Raw genomic sequence first — 25415 nt, 5'->3', positions numbered from 1 at the left:
CCTACTTTATGAAGACAAAAAAAAAACGCTACATTTCGCAGCGTTTAATTTTTAATTTATTTCATTTTTGTTTCACATACAGCTGAGTATAGTAATTCATAAAAGCTCCTGAACCGATATGCGTAAATTCCTCATCCATCAGCAATGTCCGATGCTCTTTGGAGTTCATCCAGCCATGAATTACCTCAATGGCGTCTTTATAATTTGTTGCAACATTGACACCATGTCGCTCATAACTTTGCTGTACTTCATTCAACTGGTCTCCAATCGCATATTCATCATTTGTTATTTGAGAATCCATCATTTCCAAAAACATATGTTCACTATTATAATCCGCCAAGGAAGCGAGCGTGTCTGTAGGCAATAATTTCGGTAACCCATACTCTACGCGCAAGGAATTTGCCAAATCCGTCAATTGTCTCCGATTCGCCAAATTGATGTCAATTTGCATATAGCTGGACGGCGTGCTTGCTTCATAGAGCTCCCCTATAAATTGCATTTCATATGGCTTATGTAATACGAGTGTTTCCCCATCCAGAAAACGGACACTGTGTAATTGATTCGTTTCATGATCTATGTATAATTGTGCATATAAATTATCATATTTCACTAAAATACGTTCATGTAAATCTTGTTCATTCATTGCAAATATATAAATATTATCACCGATTTCGACCGTTATCTCCTGCCCCAGTACTGTCGTACGATATATATCATCCAGTGGCTCCCCGACTACAAACGGTGCAATATCGATTTCGCTATTATTTGTATAAATCTGATTTACCCGATTCCCCTTCATACTGACCATTAATAGTCCATTGTCTGTATCGTAAATCCACCATTCATATCCATATTCTGATGGATCGATTCGTTTTGGGGTACTGTATGTTTCCAATATTTCCTTCGATGTTTTTCCTATTAATGTAGAAATACCGGTAGCTGGCCGCGGAAGAAACTGTTCAGACGGCATAGAAGGTTCAAGTTCCACTACCGGTTTCGTAATGCTCGGCGGACCTTCCAATAATTCTGTTTGAGAGGACACTCCATTTGAATAATAAATAATAATCCCGATACAAGTAGCAATAATTAATATGCGAAATAAAACTTTCATTAACATCCTCCAACATTATTTTCAGTTAGTATAATTATACCAATTTTGGACTCTATGACACAATGTTGTCATTGCATCAATTACCATTTTGTTCTATTATTAGAATTGACCGTAAACTTATGTATGATAGGCAAAGGGAGGATATAGAAATGTATTTTGAAAACACACAACTCGAACATGTTAAAGTTGATCAAGAAGTTTTAACGACAGTAATGGGCAAATTCGGTTTAGAGTGCCACGGTGCATGGGATTATGATCGGATGACATTTGACCGCTGCTATGATGTACGTGAAGGTCGTTTTTATTTACGTGTTTTTTGTAATGCAGTATCAGGAGATGTAGGAGCACATAATGCAACTTTAAATATCAACAAACCTGCAATTGGAAAATACTATTATCCACACGGTGTTGAATACACAGATGAGGTATTCCCGGGACATCTCGTAAAAGAATGTGAAAAAGTACTGGCAGATGTTCGCAGAGAGCTATCAGCATACGGTATTTAATCCCTTTAAAAGCTGGCAACTTCCAACCCAGCTTTTTTTATTTGCCAAAAAAGCTCCCTATACTAATGTATAGGAAGCCCCCAAATTTAAAAACCTAAAATTGCTTTAAAGACAGACGTCGTTTCGCCGCCCTCATAAATAACGTAAAGCAGTGAATAAACAATAACCCCAGTAATGGCTACAAAGAACCAAATAATACTCGTAATCGCACCAATTTTGCGGTGTAATTTCAGATTGGATTTAAGACCTGAAATTATACTTGTCAGACCGAATACTGCTCCAACTGTCGCTAATGTAATATGGAAAACTAAAAAGACTGTGTAATAGATTTTCAGCTCATCCGGTCCACCAAAGGCTGTATTGCCAATGAACACAGTACGTGATACATAAATGATAAAGAATGCCAGTGCCGATACACCTGCTGCCAGCATTACTTTTCTATGTGCTTCCACATTTTTCTTTGCGATCAATACCCAGCCAATTGCTACGAGCACTGCACTAAGGACAATAAACGTCGTGCTTATTGTGGGTAATATAGGTAAATTCATTTTCAAATCTCCATTCTTACTTAATCTATCAATATGAACAACATTACTATGTTGATTGCTCCATTTTTACACAGTTTAACATCTTATTAGTACTGTGTTCTATTTTGGAACTCTTTTAAAGCATTATCCGTAATTTCCTGCTGATTCGAGCGCTCTGTATTCCACCACTTACGGAAAATTTTAAATAAAATAACACCAAATATAATTTCCTGGATGATTTTCATCAATACGCCGCCAACTTGCTGATCGCTCAATAAATCCATGCTTGAGAACAATTCTGGTCCTGACAATGTAAGTCCCGACAATGTAGAGGAAGGAACACATAATTCCATTGCCTTCAGCCACATATCACTATCACTGTATGTACCGTACATTGGGCTTGAAGCAAATATGATGAGCGCACAGGCAGGCGTTATTAATACTGCATTCGAGGCAATATAGGCCAATTTAGTCATATTCTTCATTTCATGCTGACCTTCAACATTATTCAATAATGGCCAGTACATAAAAATAGCAGAAATAAACAGAACTGCTGTATATGCCAGGTGGTAAATTTCGTTTAATTTTATCGTGTCAAATACAGATGGCAAATGGTAGACCGAAAATAAACCAATAAAGACGATAATAGAAACGAGCGGTTTTGTGAAAATTTTAAAAATTGTTCGCATAACCGGTGCTTCCACAACTACTTGCCAAACCCACCATGGAATTCCTTTAATAAAGAATATCGGCACTAATAATAATAAAAATGCCATTTGCGTCATATGCATTGTAAACATAATATGACCCAGCAAGTCTATTGGAGATCCTTTAATTATATAAAAAGAAATGATACCTAGTACAAAATATGCTGCTTCACTTTTCTTTAACGGCTCGCTAACTTTAAACTTTTCTCGCCACGTAACAGTCAATAAAAAATAGAATGCCATTACGAGTAATAAAAACCCGAATAAATATGGGCTCCATAATGCTTGAAAACCGAATATACTTATTGGCATATGACCATGCTCCTTTAAACATCAGTAGTTTTATCCCGTAAAAGCCCGTTTGATTTAACTAACAATCAGTAGTGATAAAGAAAACCCCCATTAATTGTAGTTTCACCTTATTATAGATGGCAATTTCTCCAACATCAATGAAAGAACTATGACAATTGCTTGAATCAAACATGTATTTTATATACAGGTTAGATTGTACTTTAAATAGAAATAGACTAAAGTCAATCTCAGCTTTTAATTATAGTCCGTTGATTTCCGTTGCGTGCGGACGCTTTCTGCGGGTAAACCCTAATATAATAAATTTTCTATGTACCTATATAATATTGCATTTGCTAATATCCTTAAAAACAAAAAACGTCCCCAGCATTTGCTAAGGACGTCATTGTTATGCGATTAACCCCACCAAATAATTGTCGTAAACGCCAGGAAGAACGTAAACGCGATGAAGGCTGCACTCCAGATGAAGAACTCAATAACACCAACCATATGAGTTGTGCGATCTTCCAAGTGCATAAAAGCATAAAGTTGCAGTACTACCTGTACTCCAGCCAATAATAAAATAATCGGAATGATAAAGGTTGGAGCAAAATCAGCCAGTACAGCGGCAAATGCGATAAAAGTCAGGAAAATCATGATCGCAAAGTTTACTACTTGTTTACGCATATGCGCTTTGGCATGTTCTCTGTCATATTCGAATTGTGCCTGAGTACGTACTTCTACATGAGTTTCGTGTCCCATTTTATCCAACCACTCCCATCAGATAGACTACCGTGAAAATGAATACCCATACAACGTCAATAAAGTGCCAGTACAGTGAAGCTGCAAAGAACTTCGGTGCATTGTATAAGTTCAATCCACGGCTACTATTGCGGATGATTAATCCCGTAATCCAAACTAAACCGATAATAACGTGCAAACCGTGCATCCCTACGAGCGTAAAGAACGCAGAAGAGAACGCCGATTGTGTATAACCAAACCCGATGTGTACATAGTGCTGGAATTCATAGATTTCCAGTGCAAGGAAGCCTAAGCCCAATAACACTGTAATGCCCATCCAAGTACGAACACCGGAATAGTTAAAGTTTCTCATATGGTACATCGCATATACAGAAGTTAATGAAGATGTTAATAATAACATGGTCATCACAAACGCCAACGGTAATTCATAAAGATCCTTTGCCGCGAATTCCATCCCTGCCGGACCGCTATCTTTAAGCGCGATATATGTAGCAAATACACTCGCGAATAATACTGTATCCGATGCCAGGAAAATCCAAAGTCCAACTAACTTGTTTTTCCCTTCCATAGTAGCTTGTTCAGGGTGTTTCGGCCAAGTTTGTGGAGTAAATTTTTGATTAAGATCCATTACTTGATACCCCCTTTATTACCTGTTGCACGGTAGTGAGCTAAATCCGCTTCCACTTTTTCAATTTCATCAACTGTTACATGGAATCCTAAATCGTCTTTGAACGAACGAGTGATCATACATGCAATTGTTAATCCTAGACCGCCAATAATTAATGCTAAAGAAATGGCAGGTGTTGTTCCTGTAGCTGTACCAGCCTGAACTTGATCCCCCCACGGGCTGTATAGAGCACCAAATGCGGCAATCATCATTCCAATTGACATAATGAATGGCAGAATTGAATTGTTTGGCATATGGATTTCACCTAATGGCTCAGCATAGACCATACCTTCTTTGTTGCCTTCTTCTTTTTCAATCCAATACGGATCATAACCACGAATAAGTGGTGTTTGTTTAAAGTTATAGAATGGCAGCGGTGTTTCAATCGCCCACTCAAGTGAACGACCATCGCCCCAGTAATCACGACGGTTAACGGGTTCTGATTTAATCGATAATATTGCATCGATTACTAACAATACTACCCCGATTCCCATCATAATAGCACCGATTGACGAGATAAAGTTGAATAAATCCCAACCTTGACCACCCATATAAGTGAATACACGACGTGGCATACCCATTAATCCTAAGAAATGCTGGATGAAGAACGTTAAGTGGAACCCGATGAAGAACATCCAGAAAGTTATCATTCCCAGTTTAGGATTTAATGCACGGTTAAACATAATTGGCCAGTAGAAATGGGCTGACCCGAATAACCCTGTTACGATACCACCAACGATTACATAGTGGAAGTGAGCAACGATAAAGTAAGAATCGTGTAGCTGATAATCAAGTGGTGCAGTTGCCTGCATTACTCCTGTAACCCCACCCGCAACGAATGACGGGATAAATCCAAGTGCATAAAGCATCGGCACTGTTACTTTAATCGAACCGCCCCAAATTGTCAGAATCCAGTTGAAGACTTTCATCCCTGTTGGAACAGCGATCGCCATTGTAGCAACAGCGAAAATTGCGTTCGCAGTAGCACCTAAACCAACTGTGAACATATGGTGGGCCCATACCATGAACCCTAAGAAACCGATTAAAATTGTAGCGAATACCATTGATGAGTATCCGAATAATCGTTTACGAGCGAAAACCGGAATAATTTCCGAGAATAAACCAAATGCCGGCAGTACTAAAATGTATACTTCAGGGTGACCGAAAATCCAGAATAAGTGCTCCCAAATAATTGTATTACCACCCATTGTATGATCAAAGAAGTTTGCCCCAAACATACGGTCAACTAACATTAAGAACAATCCACCTGTAAGTGGAGGGAATGCAAATAAAATTAATGAACTTGATACTAAAGTCGTCCAAGTAAATAAAGGCATACGCATGAACGTCATACCCGGTGCACGCATCGTAATGATTGTTACGATGAAGTTAATACCTGAAATTAACGTACCTGCACCCGAAATTTGCAGACCAAGAATATAGAAGTCAATACCATGGCCTGGTGAGTATAAAGATAATGATGCATAAGAAGTCCAACCTGCATCAGGTGCTCCACCTAAAAAGAATGAAAGGTGAAGGAATACTGCTCCAATAAAGAATAACCAAAACCCTAATGAGTTTAAAAATGGGAATGCAACGTCACGTGCACCAATTTGAAGTGGTACAACCGCATTCATAAAGGCAAATATTATTGGTGTTGCTGCTAAGAATAGCATCGTTGTGCCGTGCATCGTTAATAGTTCGTTAAATAGGCCTGCAGAAATGAATGTACTTTCAGGGAACATTAATTGAATACGCATCAGTAACGCTTCAAATCCTGCAATTGCGAAGAACAGAGTACCGGCTGCTAAATACATGATCGCGATCTTTTTATGATCGACCGTTGTTAAATAGTCCCATACATGTGCTCCAAAGCCCTTTTTCTGTGTAACAGAGCTCACACCTTTAACCTCCTTCAATGTTTCTCTCTAATGTATAATTACTTTTCAACTGATAATGTCATTAAATAGTCAGCAATCGCTTGTGCTTCTTCTTCTGTCACAAGTTTATCCGGCATTGTATTACCTGGTTTGTATTCAGAAGGTAAATAAATCCAGTTTGCCGTGTTTTCTACTGTATGCTCCATGTAACCGGCAACACGGTTACGATCGCCGAAAGTTGTTAAGTTAGGACCTAATCCATTACCAGCAACTCCGGATACTGCGTGACATCCTAAGCAAGAGTTGGCAAATGTCGCTTCACCTAAATTAGATGACTCTTTATCCGCTGTAGCACCTTCAGTAGCCTGCATTGCTGTTACCCACGCGTTAAACGCTTCCGGCTCAAGTGCTTTTACTTTGAAGTCCATTAAAGCATGTGAAGGACCACATAACTCCGCACATTTTCCGTAGAATACGCCTTCACCATCGTTTAACCCGGCTGATTCTCTATCAAACTGTAAATAGAATTTGTTGATACCATCAACGTTCGTATCCATTTTTCCGCCAATAGCCGGAATCCAGAATGAGTGCTTCACATCAGATGCGATTAAGTTGAAGTATACTTTTTCTCCTGTAGGAACAACCAGTTCCTGTGCTGTAATAATTCCTTGGTTTGGATATTCAAATTCCCACCAGTATAATTTTGCCGTAACATTTACTGTAAGTGCTGTATTGTTACCGCTTTCGTCTACTTTGTCCATTGCAGCAACATTTGAAAATTTATACGTATAGTGCAGTGTTGGAACAGCTAAGATAAGTAGTAAAATAATCGGAATAACTGTCCAAATCACCTCTAAAGTATGGCTTCCTTCCACTTGCTTCGGCATATGGTCTTCGCCAACTTTTGAACGGCGGAATTTAAAGAAAGCAACTAAATAAATTGTCGATACGACAATTACGACTAATGCCATAATAGCTATGGATAAATATAAGATGTTTAATTGCTCTTTACCGACTTGACCAGATGGACGAAGCGTCGAAATATACTCTTCACCACATGCTGAAAGGAATACTGTCATTACTGTTAATAACGAGAATAAACGCCATTTTTTAAGCCCTTTCATCATAGCTTAATAAACCCCTCTTTCTTTGTTGTATTTTAATGTGTAACCAGGACTGCGGTTATGTCTATGTGAATTCTTGTACAGTGCAATACCATACTGGAAAGAATCCCGATTTTATTAGCCGCCCATAATCGCTGCTTCACTTTATATTCAAATACTGATTAGTCTCCTGTTCTTCCAATCTATTAACGAAAATTCCAGATCGATTGGAAAAAATCTAAGATATTTGAGTAAAGTTTCGCTTAAATGATATGGCTTAGAAAATTATTAGTCCTCACATGCTGACAGCAGTCGCTGCTATCGGTTACAAAAATCCGCTTACGAAACAAGTAGGATTTTTCAATTATTGAGACATTTTTACTTATATCCCATTTCACTACTAACTCATAGTTTAAACTATTTTGCTAGAAAAATAAGCAAAATTCTAGAATTCTTCAATTCTTCTTTAAGTTTTCATTAATGTGAAGTACCAATCTCAATCTTTATAAGTGCAAGAAAACTTAAAGAATAATTGTGCTAAAATTATACATAGTTCGACGGGTTTTGGTAAAAGAGTCCAATAACTTACTTCTCCTTTCAAATTTGTAAGCATATTCCGTTACCATAACTATATCTAAATTTGGATAGGATTTCTAGACGTTTCATGAAATTTCAAACTACTTCATCTCAAACTTGACGAAACATGCAGAAATCCACATCAACAACTATATAGTAATGTATTTTTTGCCAATATTTGTGAATGCAAGGAGACGAATTTATGAACAATTTGTGAAAAAATGGTTGCGTTTACAATCCAATCCTTAATATGGTTGTATTTTTCAGATATTTTCGCTATTATCTAAAATTAGAGACGCTCTTTGTAGCGAAGCGAAAATTAAAGTAGGTGAGCTCATTTTATGCATCAAAAATATTACAAATTTTTAAAATGGTTTGCTGTTTTATCTACCCTCGGCATGTTGCTCATCCTTCAAGGTGGAGCACTAGTTACAAAGACTGACAGCGGATTGGGCTGTGGTAGAAACTGGCCGGACTGCAACGGCTCATTAATACCGAAAGAAATTACTACCGAAGTATTAATAGAATTTTCTCACCGTCTTGTAACAGGGTCAGTATCCATTTTTATTCTTATTCTTGTTATTTGGACATGGCGCGCACTAGGCCATATTCGTGAAGTTAAGCTCTTAGGATTTTTGGCATTGTTCTTTCTTGCTCTTCAGGCACTCATTGGAGCTGCCCAAGTATTATGGGGACAAGGTGACTTTATTTTAGCGTTACATTTCGGAATTTCATTAATCTCATTTGCAGCTGTACTGCTGCTTACCTTGATTGTATTTGAAGTCGACAAAAAATTTGATGCCGATCGATTGTACATGAGCAGGAAATTAAGAATACATACTATTTGCGTTACTTTATATTCATATGTAGTTGTTTATACAGGGGCTCTTGTACGTCATACCGATGCTAGTCTTGTTTGTCCGGACTGGCCGTTCTGCCGTAACGATCAGCCAATGACGATGCCGTACAATATGTATGAGTGGGTTCAGATGGGGCACCGTTTTGCAGTGTTAATCTTTGTTGTTTGGATTGCCTATATTGCTATCCATGTTATCAGAAACTACAAAAATCAGCGGATAATTTTCTGGGGCTGGACAATCGCCCTTTCACTTGTTATTTTACAAGTGATTGCAGGCATGCTCGTAGTCCTGTTAAAACTTCACTTATTCGTTTCATTAATGCACTCGTTATTAATAACACTTCTATTCGGTTTATTATGTTATTTGATTATGCTAGTTTCAAGGTCGAAATAAAACCCTATATTAAATTATCTTAAATTAAAAGACGTCCCAAATTTTGAATTCTAAAGTTTAGGACGTCTTATTTTTATCTGTTGATTATATTGTTTTCCGCTACGGCGGACGCTTTCCAGGGGGCACAGGTCGAGCCTGTACACTCCCCCACGTGCTTGTCCCCTAGGTAGCTGTTGAGTTACTACTCCGAATCCGCTTCGCTCTGCAACGAAAGGCGAAGCCGGCAGTTGCACTCGCCGCCTTCACTACGAACAAAAATCATCTTTCTATTTAAAATGAACCTTGCATATTTTCAAGTATATAAATTTTCATTACGTATTAATTACTTCAAAAATGATATTACCTTTCACGTATACTCCCAAATATTTAAAAGCACAAAACGAGAAAATGCATAGTGCAATTTCTCGTTCTGCTGAATGGACTAATTATGTTCTAACCTTATTCTAATTCAATAAGCAGATCACCTGTCGAAATGGCATCTCCTGCTTTTGCATAGATTTCTTTTACAATACCGTCTTTCGGCGCTTGTACTGTTGTTTCCATTTTCATCGCTTCAGTAATTAATAAATGCTCGCCACGTTTTACTGTGCTTCCTTTATTAACAACGACTTTTAGAACAGTACCCGGCATTGTTGCACCAATTTGGTTCGGGTTGGACGGATCGGCTTTCAAAGCAATGCTGCCGTCAACTTCAACCGTTAAGTCTTGAATTACCAGTTCACGAGATTGGCCATTCAGTTCAAAATAAATAATACGTGTTCCGTCATGCTGTGGTTCTCCGATTGATACGAGCTTAACAATCAGTGTCTTACCTTTTTCGATTTCTACTTCAATTTCTTCGCCAATTTTCAATCCATAGAAGAATGTAGGCGTATCGAGTACAGAAACATCGCCGAATGCATTTACAGCATCAATATATTGCTCAAATACTTTCGGGTAAAGCGCATAGGCCAATACGTCTTGTTTAGATGGTGCTCGTCCATACTTTTCAGTCAATTCTGCTGTCAGCTGATCAAAATCAACAGGCGGCAATAATTCTCCCGGACGAACCGTAATAGGCGTACGATCCTTCAAGACAACTTTTTGAATTTCTTCCGGGAATCCGCCATGCGGCTGTCCTAAATAACCTTGGAAAAATTCAATAACAGATTCAGGGAAATCAATTATTTGTCCACGCTCAACAATATTGTCTTCCGTTAAATCATTTTGTACCATAAACAACGCCATATCCCCTACGACTTTAGATGACGGTGTCACTTTTACAATATCACCGAACATTAGATTTACACGGGAATACATTGTCTTTACTTCATCCCATCGATCGCCTAAACCGACTGCTTTTGCTTGTTGCTGCAGGTTGCTGTATTGACCGCCAGGCATTTCATGTACATAAATTTCAGAATGTGGTGCATTCATGCCACTTTCGAAATCAACGTAATATTTACGAACATCTTCCCAGTAGTACGACAATTTTTCCAGGCATTCGATATCTCCACGTACATTACGTTCAGAACCTTTCATTGCATAGTACAATGAGTTTGCGCTTGGCTGTGATGTTAAACCAGCCATTGAACCTAGTGCTGTATCTATAATATCAACACCCGCTTCAATTGCTTTCGCATATAAGAAAATTCCGTTACCGCTCGTATCATGTGTATGCAAGTGGATTGGCAGACTAGTCGCATCTTTCAGCTCGGAAATAAGTCGGTATGCAGCTTGTGGTTTCAATAGTCCCGCCATATCTTTAATTGCTAAAATATGTGCGCCCGTCGCCTCTAGTTCACGTGCCATATCTTTGTAGTATTGAACCGTATATTTCGCTCGGCTGTCATCTAAAATATCGCCAGTGTAACAGATTGCCGCTTCCGCCACTTTTCCGCTATTGCGTACTTCATCGATTGCTACTTCCATTCCTTTAATCCAGTTAAGCGAGTCGAAAATTCGGAAAACGTCCACACCTGAAGAAGCGGATTCCTGAATAAATTCACGAATCAGATTATCCGGATAGTTCGTATAACCCACCGCATTCGCTCCGCGTAACAGCATTTGAAACAGAACATTCGGAATTTTCTTTCTAAGTTTTTCCAAACGGTCCCAAGGATTTTCACTTAAGAAACGGTATGCAACATCAAACGTTGCCCCACCCCACATTTCAAGCGAGAAATAGTCATGCATTAAACGGGAAGTTTCGTCTGCAATTTCAAGCATATCCTGCGTACGTACACGCGTTGCAAGCAATGATTGATGGGCATCACGGAATGTCGTGTCTGTCAGTAAAACATCTTCTTGTTCTTTAATCCATTTCACAAGTCCATCTGCACCCTGCGCCTCAAGAATTTGCTTTGTGCCTGCTGGAGAAGGAATAAGAATATCTAATTTTGGCTTATCTGGCTGTACAAAAATAGGCTTTGTACGTTTTTCAACACCTGGGAATCCATTTAATGTGACATTCCCGATATAGTTTAATAGTTTCGTTCCACGGTCTTTACGTTCCGGGAATTCAAACAATTCAGGTGTCGTATCGATAAAGCTTGTATCAAATTCGCCTTTTATGAATTTTTCATGTAAGACAACATTTCCTAAAAACGGAATATTCGTTTTCACACCTCGAATACGGAATTCACGTAAGTTACGGTCCATCTTCGCCGCAGCTTCTTCAAACGTCATTCCCCAAGTAGAGATTTTCACAAGCAAGGAATCATAGTATGGAGTGACAACAGCACCCTGGAAGCCATTTCCTGCGTCCAGACGAACACCAAAGCCGCCACTTGAACGGTATACCATTAATTTCCCTGTATCCGGCATAAAGTCATTCGCAGGGTCTTCCGTTGTAACACGAGACTGAATTGCGTAACCGAACAGCGGAATTTTGTCTTGCGCAGGAATTCCTACTTCTTTTGAATGAAGGTCAAGTCCTTCTGCAACTTTAATTTGTGCATGCACAATATCAAGACCGGTAATCATTTCCGTAATCGTATGTTCAACTTGAATACGCGGATTTACTTCGATGAAATAAAATTGATTGTCTGCAACTAAAAACTCGACAGTCCCTGCATTAATATAGCCGACATTTTTCATCAACTTCACAGCCGCATCACAAATATCATTACGGAGCTGTTCGGAAATGGAATTTGACGGTGCAATTTCCACAACCTTTTGATGACGACGTTGAATCGAACAATCCCGTTCATAGAGATGGACAATATTACCGTGTGTATCCCCGATAATTTGTACTTCAATATGCTTCGGCTTAATAATCGCCTTCTCCACATATACTTCATCCGAGCCAAATGCGGCTTTCGCTTCAGATTTTGCACGCTCATAAGCCGATTGCAGTTCTTCTTTGGAATTAACTAAACGCATTCCACGTCCGCCACCGCCAAGAGCCGCTTTAATCATGATCGGGAAGCCATATGAATCACTAAACTGTTCTACTTCCTGCAAGTTTGCTACAGGACCGTCCGTACCAGGAATAACCGGGATTTGTGCAGAAACTGCCTGTTCACGCGCTTTTACTTTGTCACCAAACATATCAAGATGCTTTGAAGTCGGTCCAATAAATTGAATACCTTCTTCTTCACAACGACGCGCGAAATCAACATTTTCAGATAAAAAACCGTAGCCAGGATGAATCGCATCCACGTTGGCCTCTTTTGCAATCTTAATGATGCCTTCAATATCCAAATAAGCATCAATCGGTTTTTTCCCTACGCCAACGATATATGCCTCGTCTGCTTTATAACGGTGATAAGATCCGCTATCTTCACGAGAATAAATTGCCACTGTTTTAATATGTAACTCATTACAGGCGCGTAAAATACGGATGGCGATTTCGCCACGGTTTGCAACTAAAATCTTTTGAATCGACTTCATTTCTCCTTAACCCCCAATTACTTTCTTTTTTCCAATTTGTGATGTGTGGATACATTAATAAGTATCCCCATTGCCACTGAGAGCAATAATATAGAAGTACCGCCATAGCTAATGAAAGGTAGCGTTACTCCGGTTAACGGGATAAGTCCCGATAATCCACCTAAATTAATAAAAGTCTGTAATCCTATCCATGTAGAAATGCCCGCCGCTAACATTCGTGCAAGCGGATCTTTTGTTGACATCGCGATATAATAACCGCGCATCACAATAAAGCCTAAACCAAGAATAACAATTGATACACCAAAAATCCCTAACTCTTCGGCAATAATCGCCATAATGAAATCGGTTTGCGGTTCAGGTACATATCCCAGCTTTTGAATCGACTGACCGAGCCCTCGACCTTCCAAGCCCCCTGCTCCGATTGCATAATAGCCGTTGACAACATGATACCCGGAATTAAGCGGATCACTGAAAGGATCTAAATAGGAAGTAATCCGGCCTCTCCGACTTGCGTTAAAAACCGTGTCCCATTTGAAAATTAAGATTCCGATCATTCCGACAACCCCTAGAGCAGAGAGCAGTCCAAAAATTCTGCCGAGCGTCTTACCTCTAAGTCCGCTCGTAATAACGACAACAAGCGCAATAGCAACAATAATAACAAGTGCACCTAAATCAGTTTCAAAACCGACAACAAGTACGATAAATAGCCACATGCCCAGAGGATACGACACATCATCAAATGTTAACAGCTGCATCGAACCACGGTTCACACTTTTACGGTAAAAAGTTCCCGCAAAGAAAATAATAATAAAAAGTTTGGCAAATTCGGACGGCTGGAAATTCATAAGGCCGAACAGGCTGATCCAACTTCTAGAACCGTTAACACTATTACCGGCTATTAAAAGCCATAACTCTAGTATAAACATAACTGCCAGCAAAAGACCTAATATAGATTTATTGGATAATCTTTTATAGGGCGTAATGACAGCGACCGTAAACAAAATTAACGCTAAAATTATATTGACGAGCTGGCGATTATAATAAAAGTTCGGATTTGCATCATATTGAATAATAGATACCCAAATACTCGAACTGTAGATCATGACAAGTCCAAATAACATTAACAAAATGTAAACGAACAACAATCCATAATCAAAATTGCGAAAATAATTTTTAAAATATTGTTTCATGTTAAAAACCTCATCTTTGAAAAAAAAACTCAAACCGCATTGTTGCGTTTGAGTTTTCTTTTATTTGTCTGTATACGCATCATGTAGTAAAGAAAGCTCTTTCTCTAACGAATCGAGAATTTGCTTGCCTTGTTCACGTTCGATCAGCCCGAGTTTCGCGGCAAATTCAATTTCACGCGATAAACCAAACATTTGTGTATCTAAAACCTCTTCATATAACGGACAAGATGGCATTGTCAGATTATCCATTTGTACGCGAATTAATCGAGCAATTTTATCTGCATCCGCAGTTAACAGCTCTAATGCTTTTTCCTGAAAGGAAGCTTGTGCTTTCGTATCCATGAGGACGCCCCCATCTATGATATTTCTTCGATTCTATCTTAGTAAAGTGTATCTTTTTACATTCAAAAATGCAAGTGTCTTTGTATGTTTTACATTCAATTCAATTATATTTCTTTCTATGAGGAATCGCGTTATAATTATGAAGGAACATAGTGAAGGGGGACTGAAAAATGACCGAAACAATCATTCCAATTAAAGGCGCGGTTAAATTTGAACTAACATTAGATCCTACTGTATGGATTTTTGATGATCGTAAACTAGATCTGAATACATATTTTGTTTCAGAAAAAGTTGAAGAAAATAACGAAAAGTATTTACGTGAGATGGGCGCACACTGGTCACGTGAAATTATGGAAGGTGCAGTATTTCCGCCTACATTAAAAACTGAACGTAAGTTTGACCGTAAAGGCATGATGACAGGTACATTCGGAATGGAAATTAAACCATTTCTGAAAAATGCCGAAATTGCTGATAGTGCAAATGAAGTTGTTTTTGAATGTACAACAGGCGAGGAATTTGCTTTTCCATTACAACAGGCTGAAACTTTCATTTTAAAATTCAGCCAGGATGGCAAACCTCTTTTGGAAGATGGACCAGTACATGTGCTATTTGCTGATGGTTCAAATGTAGAAAATCCAATAAAAAATGTGCGTGCGATTCGTATTCAATAGGAGGATTTCGTCATGCGTGTAAAATGTGTCATTTGCGATACACTACATGAACTACCAAACGATTTACCTTTAGCGAAAAAATTACGCAATCGTCCCATTCATACTTTTATGTGCACAGAATGTTCGGAACGTATTTCCGAAAACACACATACAAGAATAGCAACAGGAAAATTCCGCTTTTTCCGAACATCATCAAAATTTGATGAAGAATTTTAAAATGCGACGGGCTCATAAAAAGAGCTCGTCGCATTTTTATTAATATTCAAAAGACTGTTCGTGGAATTTAAAGTCGACAAAGCTTTTTCCGTTAATTTTGCTTAACTGGAAGAAGTTTAATACTTCTGTTTTTACCCCTTCAAAAACACGTTCTTCGTCAACAACATATGCTTCAACAGTTACTGGAATTTCGCCGAATTGTGATTTTAAAGCATCTGCAATTTGCTGTGCTGTTGCTTCTGAAATTTCTTCGTCCACTAATAAGTGCACAGTAGCTTTCTCCGCTTTCACATCTTCAAGTGCTGTCTCTTCTTCCAAGTCTTTCTGGAATACATTTGACATCACTAATATCTCTTCCCCAACGATCGGTTGAATCAGTTCATTTACTTGCATATTTACATTTTCACCATAATATTCACCAAAATATTTACCGTCTTTAACATCAAAATCATACACTGTTTTTGAAGTTTCCGATTGGACCGTCACTTCAAAATCGTCCCCGATTGCAGGTGCTGTAGACTTTGTAACAACAAATTGGTCATTATAAATTTCACTTAATTCCGCTGCTGCATTATCTTCATTTTTTGCTGATAATACTGCAGGTATAAAAATAACGCAAGATATAATAATTAGCGCTAATCCAACAATGATAAAGATCTGCTTTTTAGTAAGATGCATTTTCCTCTACTCCATTTTAGTTATTATCCCCAGTTATGAATTATAACGCTCCGAATAAAGCGTTTTCAATTAAATTGTCTTAAAAAAAGAGGGGAATGTGTCCAAATTAACACACTCCCCTCTCTATTAATTTATTTGTTTCGCTTCTTCTCGTTTTTCACGCCATAAACGTGATTTATAGACGATCAGAATTAACGCAGCTACAATTAAACCTTCAATCATCGGTAAGAATAGGGCCAAAAATGTTAATACCATACATCCTAAAAACAGGAACGTATAAATGATGACATTTCTGCCGAATGAAAGTTTTTTTGCAAAGCCTAGTTTATATACAATTGCCGACATAAGGAATACAAGAACAAATGTTGCATAGCCAGCTATTTCGTAGCTAGGTAAATTTTCGTATAAATATCTTGTAATTCCGGACATACGATTAAACACGTAATCACTTTCATTTGTAGATACAGTTGCCAGTAATACTAAATTAAAATAGCTACCAAACACAGCCATCATATTCAACATCATTCAACCTTTCCTTAATGACGCCAATTAAGCTTCTAACTCAGCGTTCTTTTTCTTTTTAGCAACACGTTCACGTTCACCTTTATCAAGGATCTGTTTACGTAAACGGATTGATTCTGGAGTTACTTCTAAATACTCATCATCACCTAAGTATTCTAATGCTTCTTCAAGTGATAAAATACGAGGCTTTTTAATAACATTCGTTTGGTCTTTGTTCGCCGAACGGATATTTGTTTTTTGTTTTTGTTTTGTAATGTTTACAGTAATATCAGCATCACGTGTATTTTCACCAACGATCATACCTTCGTATACTTCAGTACCTGGCTCAATGAATAATGTACCGCGATCTTCTACACCCATCATACCGTAAGTTGTTGCTTTACCGTTTTCCATAGATACTAATACACCTTGGTGACGGCCGCCAACTTTACCTGCTACTACTGGAGCGTAGTGATCGAATGTATGGTTCATCATACCAAAACCTTTTGTGATAGACATGAACTCAGTCGTATAACCGATTAAACCACGTGCTGGTACGTTAAAGATTAAACGAACTTGTCCCGATCCGTTGTTTATCATATCTAACATTTCACCTTTACGAGTACCGATTGATTCAATGATAGAACCTACAGAATCTTCTGGTACGTCGATTTGAACGCGTTCGATTGGCTCAGATTTTACGCCATCGATGTTACGGATGATTACTTGTGGTTTAGATACTTGTAGTTCATAACCTTCTCGACGCATGTTTTCGATTAAGATCGATAAGTGAAGCTCACCACGACCCGAAACTGTCCATGCATCTGGAGAATCTGTATCTTCTACGCGTAGAGATACATCTGTTTGTAATTGTGCAAGTAAACGCTCTTCAATTTTACGAGAAGTTACCCATTTCCCTTCGCGACCTGCGAATGGTGAGTTGTTTACTAAGAATGTCATTTGTAATGTTGGCTCATCAATACGTAATGGTGTTAACGCTTCTTGATGATCAATTGGACAAACTGTTTCACCAACGTTGATATCTTCCATTCCTGAAACCGCGATTAAGTCACCAGCAATAGCTGTTTCGATTTCTTCACGCTTAAGACCGAAGAAACCAAAGATTTTTGTTACACGGAAGTTTTTCACTGTGCCATCTAATTTCATAAGAGAAACTTGTTGACCTACAGAAATTTTACCGCGGAATACGCGACCGATACCGATACGACCAACGAAGTCATTATAGTCAAGTAATGCTACTTGGAATTGTAAAGGCTCGTCCGAGTTATCAATTGGTGCTGGAATTGATTCAATGATTTTCTCGAATAGGCAAGTCATGTTTTCTTCTTGATTTGCTGGGTCTGGATCTAAAGATGCTGTACCATTTACACCAGAAGCATAAACAACTGGGAAATCTAATTGATCTTCATCTGCACCTAGCTCGATTAATAACTCTAATACTTCATCTACTACTTCTAGTGGACGAGCTGAGTCTTTATCTACTTTGTTTACTACAACGATTGGCGTTAAGCGTTGTTCTAACGCTTTCTTTAATACAAAACGTGTTTGCGGCATACAACCCTCATACGCATCGACAACTAAACAAACGCCATCTACCATTTTTAAGATACGTTCTACTTCTCCACCGAAGTCTGCGTGTCCAGGCGTATCAAGGATGTTGATACGAGTACCGTTATAATCTACTGCTGTATTTTTAGCTAAAATTGTAATTCCACGTTCACGCTCTATATCACCAGAATCCATTGCACGTTCTTCTACACGTTCATTTGAACGGAAAGTACCTGATTGTTTTAATAATTGGTCTACTAACGTTGTTTTACCATGGTCAACGTGAGCAATAATTGCGATATTACGAATATCTTGACGTAAATTTGTCATTATTCCACTCCATATTCTTTTTTCAATTGTTTAACTGTGATATTATAGCACATGAAAGATTAAATGTCTTTTCACAATAATTAATTACATTTATTGTCACATATAAAAAGTATATGGAGGTACGAACGATGAATAAAGCAAAATTTGTGATGTTTATTTACGCATTAGCGGCAATTCTTTCAATGATTAGCATTGGATTTGCCTTTTCACTTGTTTTTATGACAGGGCCAAAGTATGAAACAACCGGCTGGATCGGTGTTATTTTAGGTGTTATCGTAATGTGTGGAATTTTCGGGATGGCATTTAAGACAAAACGTAAATTCAGAGATCAAGGTTTATTATAGAAAATAAAAACTTCGGTGCAATAATGCACCGAAGTTTTTATTTTTTTTCTTCAATATATTTATCCAAGATTAATTGATGAATTGAAGGATTGGCAATTAGGAATGTATCCTTCGATAAATAATCGAAATCTTTGCCGTCCAAGTTTGTGGCAACCGCCCCAACCTCTTTTGCAATGATCACTCCCCCACCGATATCCCAAGGTGCAAGACGCATGGACATATAGGCATCCAGCTTTCCGCTTACAACAAAAGCTATTTCCATCGCAGCCGAACCGTAAGAACGTGTACCGCGCACCGTTTGAACAAGTTCGATAATTTTTTCGTGATTGATGCGAGTATTCGGTGTAACCCAGTTTGCATTAATGCCGATTACCGCCTCTTCGATTTTCACCGGCTGCAATTTGCGCAATGGAGAATCATTATACCATGCACCTACACCGGCAATCGCATTAAATAAATCTTCTCGCATTACATCAAATATGTAGCCTAACACTCCGACACCATCGACATAAATACCAATCGTAATCATAAAGTGACGATGCTGCTTCACAAAGTTCATCGTCCCGTCAATCGGATCGATAATCCATACAACACCTTTCAAATTGTCAACCGTTTCGCCCATTCCTTCTTCACCTAAAATACGATGGTCCGGATTAAATGCCTTTATTTTTTCAATGAAAAATAATTCTGTCTCCCGATCTATATTCGTTACTAAATCATTGGGATTCGACTTTGTTTCAATTTCAATATTATAGGAAAATGCTGCTCGAATATTTTTCCCTGCTTCAAAAATAATTTCTTTTGCAAATTCATCCAGTTGTTTTATATCCATCGTTCATCCACCTTCCGACAACAATCACTAGTTTATTTATGTAAATATGTTGAGCATTTTCTAAAGTATCCTTATTATAACAAAAAATCACTTGCTTTCTTACGTCGGCAAGTGATTTTTTATTTTGGAAACATTTTTTTGTTACGCATATGCATGTAGACCTTTTAATTCCTCTTGAATTTCTGTTAAGCGTTTTTTAGATTTATCAATTTCAGATTGATTTTTGTCATTCATCGCAGCGTAGAGTGTTGCAAGTTCGTAATCCATTTCCAACATTAAAATCTCTTCGTATTGCTTTTCAATATCAACTTTGCGTATAATCTTAATCATCTGTTTCATAATAAATCACTTCCTTATCATAATTTTTCAGACTTTAACCAACCTGGATAATATGAGCAATTCCTTAAGACTTATAGCCTCGTCCCTGATATTTTCCATTGGTATAAAGTTTCTATTACAAGATTTTTTCCCAAAAAATTAATAAAATAAACATTAAATCGAAAGGAATTAAAAAAATGAGTATTGTCAAATGGACTAAAGAAGACTTTCAAGTATTTGATATTGACGGCCTAGATGAACGTATGGAAGCTTTAACAACTATTATTCGCCCAAAGTTTAATGAGCTTTCAGAAACGTTTACAGGGTATTTCAGTGCACAAACAGGAGAAGAATTTTTCGGTCATGTAGCTAAACATGCCCGCCGTACTGTAAACCCTCCAAAAGACTCCTGGGTTGCGTTCGCTCCTTATAAGCGTGGTTATAAAGCTTTGCCGCATTTCCAGATTGGATTATGGGGTACGCATCTTTTCATCGTTGTTGCAGTGATTTATGAAGCGCCGCAAAAACAGGAAATGGCACAGCGCTTACTGAAAAATATGCAAGTGATTAAAGATTTATCCGATGATTACGTACTTTCCGGCGATCATATGCAACCAGATACAATCCCTTTAAAAGAAGCGCGCACCGAAAAGCTTGAACAGCTCCTTATACGCCTGCGTGATGTAAAAAAAGGAGAATTTCTTGTTGGGCGTCGTATACCTGCAGATGAGGCAATTAAAATGTCTGCAGAACAATTTTTGCAGTTGGCTGAACAAACATTTGATGAGCTTCTCCCTGTTTATGAAATCATCAAAGGTTAATTGCAACCATTTATTATTAATATGTACAAAAGACTGCTAAACATTCCAACAATTTAAAAATAATTTATAAAAGTTTCATCTTTAAAAAGAAAAGCAGCATTTTCTCTGTGAGAAAATGCTGCTTTCTGCTGTACCGAAAATTCGTTTCTTTTATAAGTGTGTTACCTTATCCAATAACTTTCTATTTCTGTCACAGCGTTTTTATTTCATTCTTACAATTTGACCGTCCGATAATTCCTTTGCCAGCTTCACGATGCGGTATGGTACATATGAGCTTGCCTGCTCGAATTCACGGAAGATTGTTTTTTCTTCCGCCTGGGAAGGTACAATCTCTTTAAAACGTTTGTAGCGCGCCATGACTAATTCACGCTTTGCCCCTTTTTCGTATGCCATTTCCACCACTTCAAAAAAGCGTACGACATCAACCATTTCATCTGTTGACCAGTCCGTCGATAATGGGTATGAATATTCCATAAGTTATTACCTGCCTTTAATCATTACTGTCCCCATTTTAAACGGATTTTTTCCGCTTGTACAACCATACGCTGAATTAATTCTTCCACTGATGGTACATCTTGAATTAATCCCGTTACTTGGCCAGCCCATCCAAAACCTTTAGTTGCATCTCCATCGTAAATGAATTTTTTGTTTGCTTCACCGCTAATATATGATTTCAATGCTTCATAAGTAGGCGTTTTTTGTTCCACTCCTAAAATTTCATTTGTGAATGCATTGCGGATTACTCGGGCAGGTGCACCAATCGACCGTTTAATAATTGTTGTATCTGTTTCTTCGCTTTCAATCAGCGCTTGCTTATATGCTAGAGAAGCATGTACACATTCTTTTGTTGCAATAAAGCGTGTCCCCATTTCAATTCCTTCAGCCCCTAATGCATGTGCAGCCATCCATCCACGACCGTCTCCAATTCCTCCTGAAGCGATAACCGGAATCGATACGCTATCGACAACTTGTGGTACTAGCACCATAGTTCCGACGTCATCTCTTCCTAAATGACCGCCTCCTTCTTGCCCAACAACCATTACTGCATCCGCTCCCAGTTGTTCAGCTTTTTGGGCCTGTCGTTTCGCAGCGACAAGTACGAGTTTTTTACATGATGCGTCTTTTAATATGTCGAATATCGGTGCAGGGTTTCCTCCCGTTATTGTAACTACGGGCACATCCATTTCACCAGCCACCTCGATCATTTTTTCGTAACCTTTTCCATGCATCCCAATCGCAAAGTTTACTCCAAATGGTCGATCTGTCATTTCTCTTACTTTTTTTATTTCTTCCTTTAGCGCATCCGGTGACGATAGGCTCATCGCTGTAATCTGCCCTAAGGCTCCTGCATTTGAAACCGCTGCAGCAAGCTCAGAATAAGCCAGGTATGCCAATCCGCCCTGAATAATCGGATAATTAATTTGCAGTAATTCAGTTACTTTTGTTTGCCATTTCATTGTTATTCCTCCTAAAATAATAACTGTCAATTCAGTTGATTAAAATATTTATATAGTCAGCAACTTTAATAGGTGCTATAATTCATTTGTTTTTAAAAAATACTATATAGTGAGGTGGTACCTGCGTTGTCACAGTTAGAGACTCCTTTGTTTGATGCATTACTTAAGCATCGCAACAGACACCCTATCCAGTTCCATATCCCAGGCCATAAAAAAGGGCAAGGTATGGATCCAGCTTACAGAGAATTTGTAGGCGACAACGTTTTATCAATTGATTTAATTAATATTGCTCCACTAGATGATTTACACGCTCCTAAAGGTGTGATTATGCAAGCACAAAACCTTGCTGCTGAAGCCTTTGGTGCTGACCATACATTTTTTTCCGTGCAAGGTACTAGTGGCGCCATTATGACGATGATTATGACTGTCGTTGGCCCAGGCGATAAAATTATAGTACCGCGGAATGTACATAAGTCAATTATGTCAGCAATTGTTTTTGCAGGTGCTATTCCTATTTTTATTCATCCGGAAGTTGACAGTGAGCTCGGCATTTCTCACGGTATTTCACCTGAGTCGGTTGAGCGCGCTTTGACGACATATCCAGATGCAAAAGCCGTACTTGTCATCAACCCGACATATTTTGGTTTTGTTGCAGATTTAAAACGCATTGTCGAAATTGTACATGCACGTAATATTCCAGTAATCGTGGATGAAGCGCATGGCGTTCATATTAAATTTCATGATGAATTGCCGCTATCCGCAATGCAAGCCGGTGCAGACATGGCCGCTACGAGCACACATAAGCTTGGAGGCTCGATGACAGGCAGTTCTGTATTAAACGTTAGAGAAGGCCTTGTAACAGCCAAACGCGTACAGGCTGTATTCTCAATGCTTACAACAACATCGACTTCCTATCCATTACTGGCGTCTTTAGATACGGCACGCCGCCAGCTTGCTGTCCACGGATATGATTTATTGGATGAAGCAATCCGCTTGGCAAAGGATGCCCGTAAACGAATTAACGCAATTCCGCATCTACATTGTGTAGGACGCGAAAGACTCGGAACTTCTGCTACATTCGATATGGATCCGTTAAAGCTGTTAATTAGCGTTAAAGATTTAGGTATTACCGGACATGTTGCAGAAGAATGGTTACGTCAAAACGCCAACTTAGAAGTAGAGTTGTCCGATCTATACAATATTTTATGCTTAGTAACAATCGGAGATTCGAAAAAAGAAATTAATTTACTTATAAATGCTTTGACACGTATGTCGAAAAATTTCGAATCGGAAGCATCGGTTATTGAAACAAATGTTCAAATACCTGAAATTCCTGCTCTTGCCATGACACCGCGCGATGCATTTTATGCACAAACAGAAAGTATTCCCCTATCCCAGGCAGAAGGGTATATTTGCGCAGAATTTATTATGGTGTATCCACCGGGCATTCCAATTTTTATTCCCGGGGAAATAATTACGCAAAGCAACATAGATTTTATTAAGATGAATATTGAAGCAGGTCTTCCTGTTCAAGGTCCTGAAGATAGTACATTACAAAATATTCGTGTTATTAAAGAGCGTAAAGCGATTTATTAATATTACCGACAGACAGCTATGCTGTCTGTCTTTTTTAAAATAAATAAATCGAAATAAGGGGAATAATGAAAGCCCCTACAACTGCACTGAGCCCCATAGACAGGGAGCCAATCGATAAATCTTCTTCACTATACTCCTTTAATTTTGTCAATCCGACACCATGTGAAGCACTTCCCATAGCGACCCCTCGACTGATCGCCGTATCAATTTTAAATAATTTAAATAGTACAGGTCCTAAAATAGCACCCGTAAACCCTGCTACCATTACCATTACAGCAGTGAGCGGCGGTATCCCCCCAACAATATCACTTACTTGCATCGCAACGGGTGTTGTTAATGATTTAGGTAAAGAAGTAAGGATAAAGTCTTTGCTAGCCCCAAATAGTAAAAGTAAAGCTACAACGCTAATAAGACCAGCAAGCATTGCCACAATGATGCTTGTAATAATAGAATATTTGTATTTAAATATAAGCTCCCGCTGATTGTATAAAGGAAATGCGAGCGCTACAACAGCCGGACCAAGCATTTTGGATATCCACTCTCCCCCCTCCATGTATGTCTCATAAGGAATATTAAATACTAGTAAAATAATGACTGTAATAATAGTCGCCGTTAAAATAGGCAATAAAAATGGGTTACCCACTTTCAAGTACAGTCTATTCAGTAATATAAAAAGAAGAACGGTGCTACTTATGATGAATAGAATTAACAGTAGATGCAGCAATATTCTCTTCCTCCTTCATTTTGCGCTCTTTTCTTTCTATTAACTTGCTGATTTTTCCAGTAATAACAAGTGTAAAAATTGTACTGATTATAACAGCTAAAATGAATAGCCCCCCTGAAACCGTGAGCAGTTCAGGATAATTGATGACTGCCACTGTTGAAGGGATAAAAAACAATGTTAAAAACGCTAACATAAAACCGGCACCATCTTGTATGTATTTCACATTTAAAATTTTAAAGTAAAGAGCAAGCCATAATATCACTAACCCGATAATACTTCCCGGTATAATAATACCAGTAATCGAAACAATAAATTCTCCAGCGAGATAAAACAAAATGATAATACCAATTTGAACGATAGTACGGATAATTTCCATCAGCTAACCCCCCTTTACACAGTATTAATTGTACGTCCATTAGAAATTTCTGTCTATTTTATTTTCCTACTATAATTTGGTTATTTCTTTTAAAAGAAACGTTAAAAGCTACCTTGTTAAAATTTATACAAGATAGTTTCGTTCAGCAGTTTTCAATTAAAATATCCGGAAGCGATTCCATTATTAAAGGTTTTGTT

Annotated in this window: 26 protein-coding genes; 7 read left to right on the top strand and 19 right to left on the bottom strand. The window is 38.2% G+C overall.

Annotated features, from left to right (window positions below):
* Window positions 1–61 precede the first annotated feature (61 nt).
* Window positions 62–1111, bottom strand: coding sequence for a CAP-associated domain-containing protein (locus MKY07_RS04270; RefSeq protein ID WP_065216476.1), 1050 nt, complete (start codon window positions 1109–1111; stop codon window positions 62–64).
* Between the two features lie 149 nt (window positions 1112–1260).
* Here MKY07_RS04270 and MKY07_RS04265 point away from each other — a divergent pair, with 149 nt between their 5' ends.
* Entirely contained in the window at window positions 1261–1617 is a 357-nt protein-coding gene (locus tag MKY07_RS04265) for a YugN family protein (RefSeq protein ID WP_008403436.1), read from the top strand.
* Between the two features lie 86 nt (window positions 1618–1703).
* Here MKY07_RS04265 and MKY07_RS04260 read toward each other — a convergent pair whose 3' ends face one another.
* From MKY07_RS04260 to coxB, 6 genes are all read right to left on the bottom strand, one after another.
* Window positions 1704–2165 (bottom strand): DUF420 domain-containing protein, encoded by a 462-nt coding sequence (locus MKY07_RS04260; protein ID WP_008403437.1) that lies wholly within the window; start codon window positions 2163–2165, stop codon window positions 1704–1706.
* Window positions 2166–2251: 86 nt separating this feature from the next.
* Window positions 2252–3163 (bottom strand): cytochrome c oxidase assembly factor CtaG, encoded by a 912-nt coding sequence (ctaG, locus tag MKY07_RS04255; protein ID WP_008403438.1) that lies wholly within the window; start codon window positions 3161–3163, stop codon window positions 2252–2254.
* A 393-nt stretch (window positions 3164–3556) separates the two neighbouring features.
* Window positions 3557–3901 (bottom strand): cytochrome C oxidase subunit IV family protein, encoded by a 345-nt coding sequence (locus MKY07_RS04250; protein WP_008403439.1) that lies wholly within the window; start codon window positions 3899–3901, stop codon window positions 3557–3559.
* Between the two features lies 1 nt (window position 3902).
* A complete protein-coding gene (locus MKY07_RS04245; protein WP_008403440.1) occupies window positions 3903–4529 on the bottom strand; it encodes a cytochrome (ubi)quinol oxidase subunit III in 627 nt (208 codons plus the stop codon).
* Entirely contained in the window at window positions 4529–6469 is a 1941-nt protein-coding gene (locus MKY07_RS04240) for a cytochrome c oxidase subunit I (RefSeq protein WP_014824560.1), read from the bottom strand. Before MKY07_RS04240 ends, MKY07_RS04245 begins: the two co-directional genes overlap by 1 nt.
* Window positions 6470–6507: 38 nt before the next feature.
* Window positions 6508–7575, bottom strand: coding sequence for a cytochrome c oxidase subunit II (gene coxB, locus MKY07_RS04235; RefSeq protein WP_008403442.1), 1068 nt, complete (start codon window positions 7573–7575; stop codon window positions 6508–6510).
* A gap of 893 nt (window positions 7576–8468) precedes the next feature.
* On the opposite strand from coxB, the gene MKY07_RS04230 reads away from it, so the two are divergent.
* Window positions 8469–9380 carry a heme A synthase gene (locus MKY07_RS04230; protein ID WP_008403443.1) on the top strand — a complete coding sequence of 304 codons (912 nt, stop codon included), beginning with the start codon at window positions 8469–8471 and terminating at the stop codon, window positions 9378–9380.
* Window positions 9381–9818: 438 nt separating this feature from the next.
* Here MKY07_RS04230 and pyc read toward each other — a convergent pair whose 3' ends face one another.
* Genes pyc through MKY07_RS04215 form a run of 3 tightly spaced genes read right to left on the bottom strand, consistent with a single transcriptional unit; the run spans window position 9819 to window position 14785 of the window.
* Entirely contained in the window at window positions 9819–13253 is a 3435-nt protein-coding gene (pyc, locus tag MKY07_RS04225) for a pyruvate carboxylase (RefSeq protein WP_339263921.1), read from the bottom strand.
* Between the two features lie 17 nt (window positions 13254–13270).
* A complete protein-coding gene (locus MKY07_RS04220) occupies window positions 13271–14443 on the bottom strand; it encodes an FtsW/RodA/SpoVE family cell cycle protein (protein WP_008403445.1) in 1173 nt (390 codons plus the stop codon).
* Between the two features lie 60 nt (window positions 14444–14503).
* Entirely contained in the window at window positions 14504–14785 is a 282-nt protein-coding gene (locus MKY07_RS04215) for a YlaN family protein (protein WP_008403446.1), read from the bottom strand.
* Window positions 14786–14955: 170 nt separating this feature from the next.
* Here MKY07_RS04215 and MKY07_RS04210 point away from each other — a divergent pair, with 170 nt between their 5' ends.
* Entirely contained in the window at window positions 14956–15456 is a 501-nt protein-coding gene (locus MKY07_RS04210; RefSeq protein ID WP_008403447.1) for a hypothetical protein, read from the top strand.
* A gap of 12 nt (window positions 15457–15468) precedes the next feature.
* Window positions 15469–15672, top strand: a complete 204-nt coding sequence (locus MKY07_RS04205) for a YlaI family protein (RefSeq protein WP_008403448.1) — start codon at window positions 15469–15471, stop codon at window positions 15670–15672.
* A 39-nt stretch (window positions 15673–15711) separates the two neighbouring features.
* Here MKY07_RS04205 and MKY07_RS04200 read toward each other — a convergent pair whose 3' ends face one another.
* The 3 genes from MKY07_RS04200 to typA all read right to left on the bottom strand — a co-directional run bounded on the left by MKY07_RS04200 (window position 15712) and on the right by typA (window position 18750).
* Entirely contained in the window at window positions 15712–16350 is a 639-nt protein-coding gene (locus MKY07_RS04200) for a hypothetical protein (protein WP_008403449.1), read from the bottom strand.
* Window positions 16351–16476: 126 nt separating this feature from the next.
* Window positions 16477–16863 carry a YlaH-like family protein gene (locus MKY07_RS04195; RefSeq protein ID WP_239534763.1) on the bottom strand — a complete coding sequence of 129 codons (387 nt, stop codon included), beginning with the start codon at window positions 16861–16863 and terminating at the stop codon, window positions 16477–16479.
* Between the two features lie 36 nt (window positions 16864–16899).
* A complete protein-coding gene (gene typA / locus MKY07_RS04190) occupies window positions 16900–18750 on the bottom strand; it encodes a translational GTPase TypA (RefSeq protein ID WP_008403451.1) in 1851 nt (616 codons plus the stop codon).
* A gap of 128 nt (window positions 18751–18878) precedes the next feature.
* On the opposite strand from typA, the gene MKY07_RS04185 reads away from it, so the two are divergent.
* The gene (locus MKY07_RS04185; RefSeq protein WP_008403452.1) at window positions 18879–19094 is read left to right on the top strand and encodes a DUF5325 family protein; all 216 of its coding nucleotides are present in this window, start codon (window positions 18879–18881) and stop codon (window positions 19092–19094) included.
* A gap of 37 nt (window positions 19095–19131) precedes the next feature.
* On the opposite strand, the gene MKY07_RS04180 is transcribed toward MKY07_RS04185, so the two are convergent.
* Together MKY07_RS04180 and MKY07_RS04175 are read right to left on the bottom strand one after the other, a co-directional pair.
* Window positions 19132–19926 carry an inositol monophosphatase family protein gene (locus MKY07_RS04180; RefSeq protein ID WP_065216482.1) on the bottom strand — a complete coding sequence of 265 codons (795 nt, stop codon included), beginning with the start codon at window positions 19924–19926 and terminating at the stop codon, window positions 19132–19134.
* 141 nt (window positions 19927–20067) lie between these two features.
* Entirely contained in the window at window positions 20068–20265 is a 198-nt protein-coding gene (locus tag MKY07_RS04175; RefSeq protein ID WP_008403454.1) for a hypothetical protein, read from the bottom strand.
* 176 nt (window positions 20266–20441) lie between these two features.
* Between MKY07_RS04175 and MKY07_RS04170 the strand changes: the two genes are divergently transcribed.
* Entirely contained in the window at window positions 20442–21065 is a 624-nt protein-coding gene (locus MKY07_RS04170; RefSeq protein WP_065216483.1) for a DUF1054 domain-containing protein, read from the top strand.
* A 201-nt stretch (window positions 21066–21266) separates the two neighbouring features.
* On the opposite strand, the gene MKY07_RS04165 is transcribed toward MKY07_RS04170, so the two are convergent.
* Both MKY07_RS04165 and MKY07_RS04160 read right to left on the bottom strand, forming a co-directional pair.
* Window positions 21267–21539 carry a UPF0223 family protein gene (locus MKY07_RS04165; protein WP_014824564.1) on the bottom strand — a complete coding sequence of 91 codons (273 nt, stop codon included), beginning with the start codon at window positions 21537–21539 and terminating at the stop codon, window positions 21267–21269.
* A gap of 23 nt (window positions 21540–21562) precedes the next feature.
* Window positions 21563–22522 (bottom strand): nitronate monooxygenase family protein, encoded by a 960-nt coding sequence (locus MKY07_RS04160; RefSeq protein ID WP_008403457.1) that lies wholly within the window; start codon window positions 22520–22522, stop codon window positions 21563–21565.
* 126 nt (window positions 22523–22648) lie between these two features.
* Here MKY07_RS04160 and MKY07_RS04155 point away from each other — a divergent pair, with 126 nt between their 5' ends.
* Entirely contained in the window at window positions 22649–24118 is a 1470-nt protein-coding gene (locus MKY07_RS04155) for an aminotransferase class I/II-fold pyridoxal phosphate-dependent enzyme (protein WP_008403458.1), read from the top strand.
* Window positions 24119–24152: 34 nt separating this feature from the next.
* Here MKY07_RS04155 and MKY07_RS04150 read toward each other — a convergent pair whose 3' ends face one another.
* Both MKY07_RS04150 and MKY07_RS04145 read right to left on the bottom strand, forming a co-directional pair.
* Window positions 24153–24842 (bottom strand): LrgB family protein, encoded by a 690-nt coding sequence (locus tag MKY07_RS04150; protein WP_087615512.1) that lies wholly within the window; start codon window positions 24840–24842, stop codon window positions 24153–24155.
* Window positions 24805–25218 carry a CidA/LrgA family protein gene (locus tag MKY07_RS04145; RefSeq protein ID WP_008403461.1) on the bottom strand — a complete coding sequence of 138 codons (414 nt, stop codon included), beginning with the start codon at window positions 25216–25218 and terminating at the stop codon, window positions 24805–24807. Before MKY07_RS04145 ends, MKY07_RS04150 begins: the two co-directional genes overlap by 38 nt.
* Between the last annotated feature and the right edge of the window lie 197 nt (window positions 25219–25415).

It is taken from the genome of Solibacillus sp. FSL W7-1472 (assembly GCF_037969775.1).
Taxonomy (GTDB): domain Bacteria; phylum Bacillota; class Bacilli; order Bacillales_A; family Planococcaceae; genus Solibacillus; species Solibacillus silvestris.
The sequence above is the reverse complement of the archived record's forward strand: the minus strand, read 5'-3'. Positions and strand labels throughout refer to the sequence as shown.

Excerpts from the sequence above, each read along its gene's own strand:
- MKY07_RS04145 (WP_008403461.1), bottom strand. The coding sequence starts at position 25,218 with ATGGAAATTATCCGTACTATCGTTCAAATTGGTATTATCATTTTGTTT.
- MKY07_RS04270 (WP_065216476.1), bottom strand. The coding sequence starts at position 1,111 with ATGAAAGTTTTATTTCGCATATTAATTATTGCTACTTGTATCGGGATT.
- MKY07_RS04230 (WP_008403443.1), top strand. The coding sequence starts at position 8,469 with ATGCATCAAAAATATTACAAATTTTTAAAATGGTTTGCTGTTTTATCT.
- typA (WP_008403451.1), bottom strand. The coding sequence starts at position 18,750 with ATGACAAATTTACGTCAAGATATTCGTAATATCGCAATTATTGCTCAC.
- MKY07_RS04245 (WP_008403440.1), bottom strand. The coding sequence starts at position 4,529 with ATGGATCTTAATCAAAAATTTACTCCACAAACTTGGCCGAAACACCCT.
- MKY07_RS04205 (WP_008403448.1), top strand. The coding sequence starts at position 15,469 with ATGCGTGTAAAATGTGTCATTTGCGATACACTACATGAACTACCAAAC.
- MKY07_RS04175 (WP_008403454.1), bottom strand. The coding sequence starts at position 20,265 with ATGAAACAGATGATTAAGATTATACGCAAAGTTGATATTGAAAAGCAA.
- MKY07_RS04180 (WP_065216482.1), bottom strand. The coding sequence starts at position 19,926 with ATGGATATAAAACAACTGGATGAATTTGCAAAAGAAATTATTTTTGAA.
- MKY07_RS04195 (WP_239534763.1), bottom strand. The coding sequence starts at position 16,863 with ATGATGGCTGTGTTTGGTAGCTATTTTAATTTAGTATTACTGGCAACT.
- MKY07_RS04250 (WP_008403439.1), bottom strand. The coding sequence starts at position 3,901 with ATGGGACACGAAACTCATGTAGAAGTACGTACTCAGGCACAATTCGAA.
- MKY07_RS04170 (WP_065216483.1), top strand. The coding sequence starts at position 20,442 with ATGAGTATTGTCAAATGGACTAAAGAAGACTTTCAAGTATTTGATATT.
- MKY07_RS04165 (WP_014824564.1), bottom strand. The coding sequence starts at position 21,539 with ATGGAATATTCATACCCATTATCGACGGACTGGTCAACAGATGAAATG.
- MKY07_RS04220 (WP_008403445.1), bottom strand. The coding sequence starts at position 14,443 with ATGAAACAATATTTTAAAAATTATTTTCGCAATTTTGATTATGGATTG.
- ctaG (WP_008403438.1), bottom strand. The coding sequence starts at position 3,163 with ATGCCAATAAGTATATTCGGTTTTCAAGCATTATGGAGCCCATATTTA.
- MKY07_RS04185 (WP_008403452.1), top strand. The coding sequence starts at position 18,879 with ATGAATAAAGCAAAATTTGTGATGTTTATTTACGCATTAGCGGCAATT.
- MKY07_RS04215 (WP_008403446.1), bottom strand. The coding sequence starts at position 14,785 with ATGGATACGAAAGCACAAGCTTCCTTTCAGGAAAAAGCATTAGAGCTG.
- MKY07_RS04260 (WP_008403437.1), bottom strand. The coding sequence starts at position 2,165 with ATGAATTTACCTATATTACCCACAATAAGCACGACGTTTATTGTCCTT.
- MKY07_RS04200 (WP_008403449.1), bottom strand. The coding sequence starts at position 16,350 with ATGCATCTTACTAAAAAGCAGATCTTTATCATTGTTGGATTAGCGCTA.
- MKY07_RS04160 (WP_008403457.1), bottom strand. The coding sequence starts at position 22,522 with ATGAAATGGCAAACAAAAGTAACTGAATTACTGCAAATTAATTATCCG.
- coxB (WP_008403442.1), bottom strand. The coding sequence starts at position 7,575 with ATGATGAAAGGGCTTAAAAAATGGCGTTTATTCTCGTTATTAACAGTA.
- MKY07_RS04265 (WP_008403436.1), top strand. The coding sequence starts at position 1,261 with ATGTATTTTGAAAACACACAACTCGAACATGTTAAAGTTGATCAAGAA.
- MKY07_RS04210 (WP_008403447.1), top strand. The coding sequence starts at position 14,956 with ATGACCGAAACAATCATTCCAATTAAAGGCGCGGTTAAATTTGAACTA.
- pyc (WP_339263921.1), bottom strand. The coding sequence starts at position 13,253 with ATGAAGTCGATTCAAAAGATTTTAGTTGCAAACCGTGGCGAAATCGCC.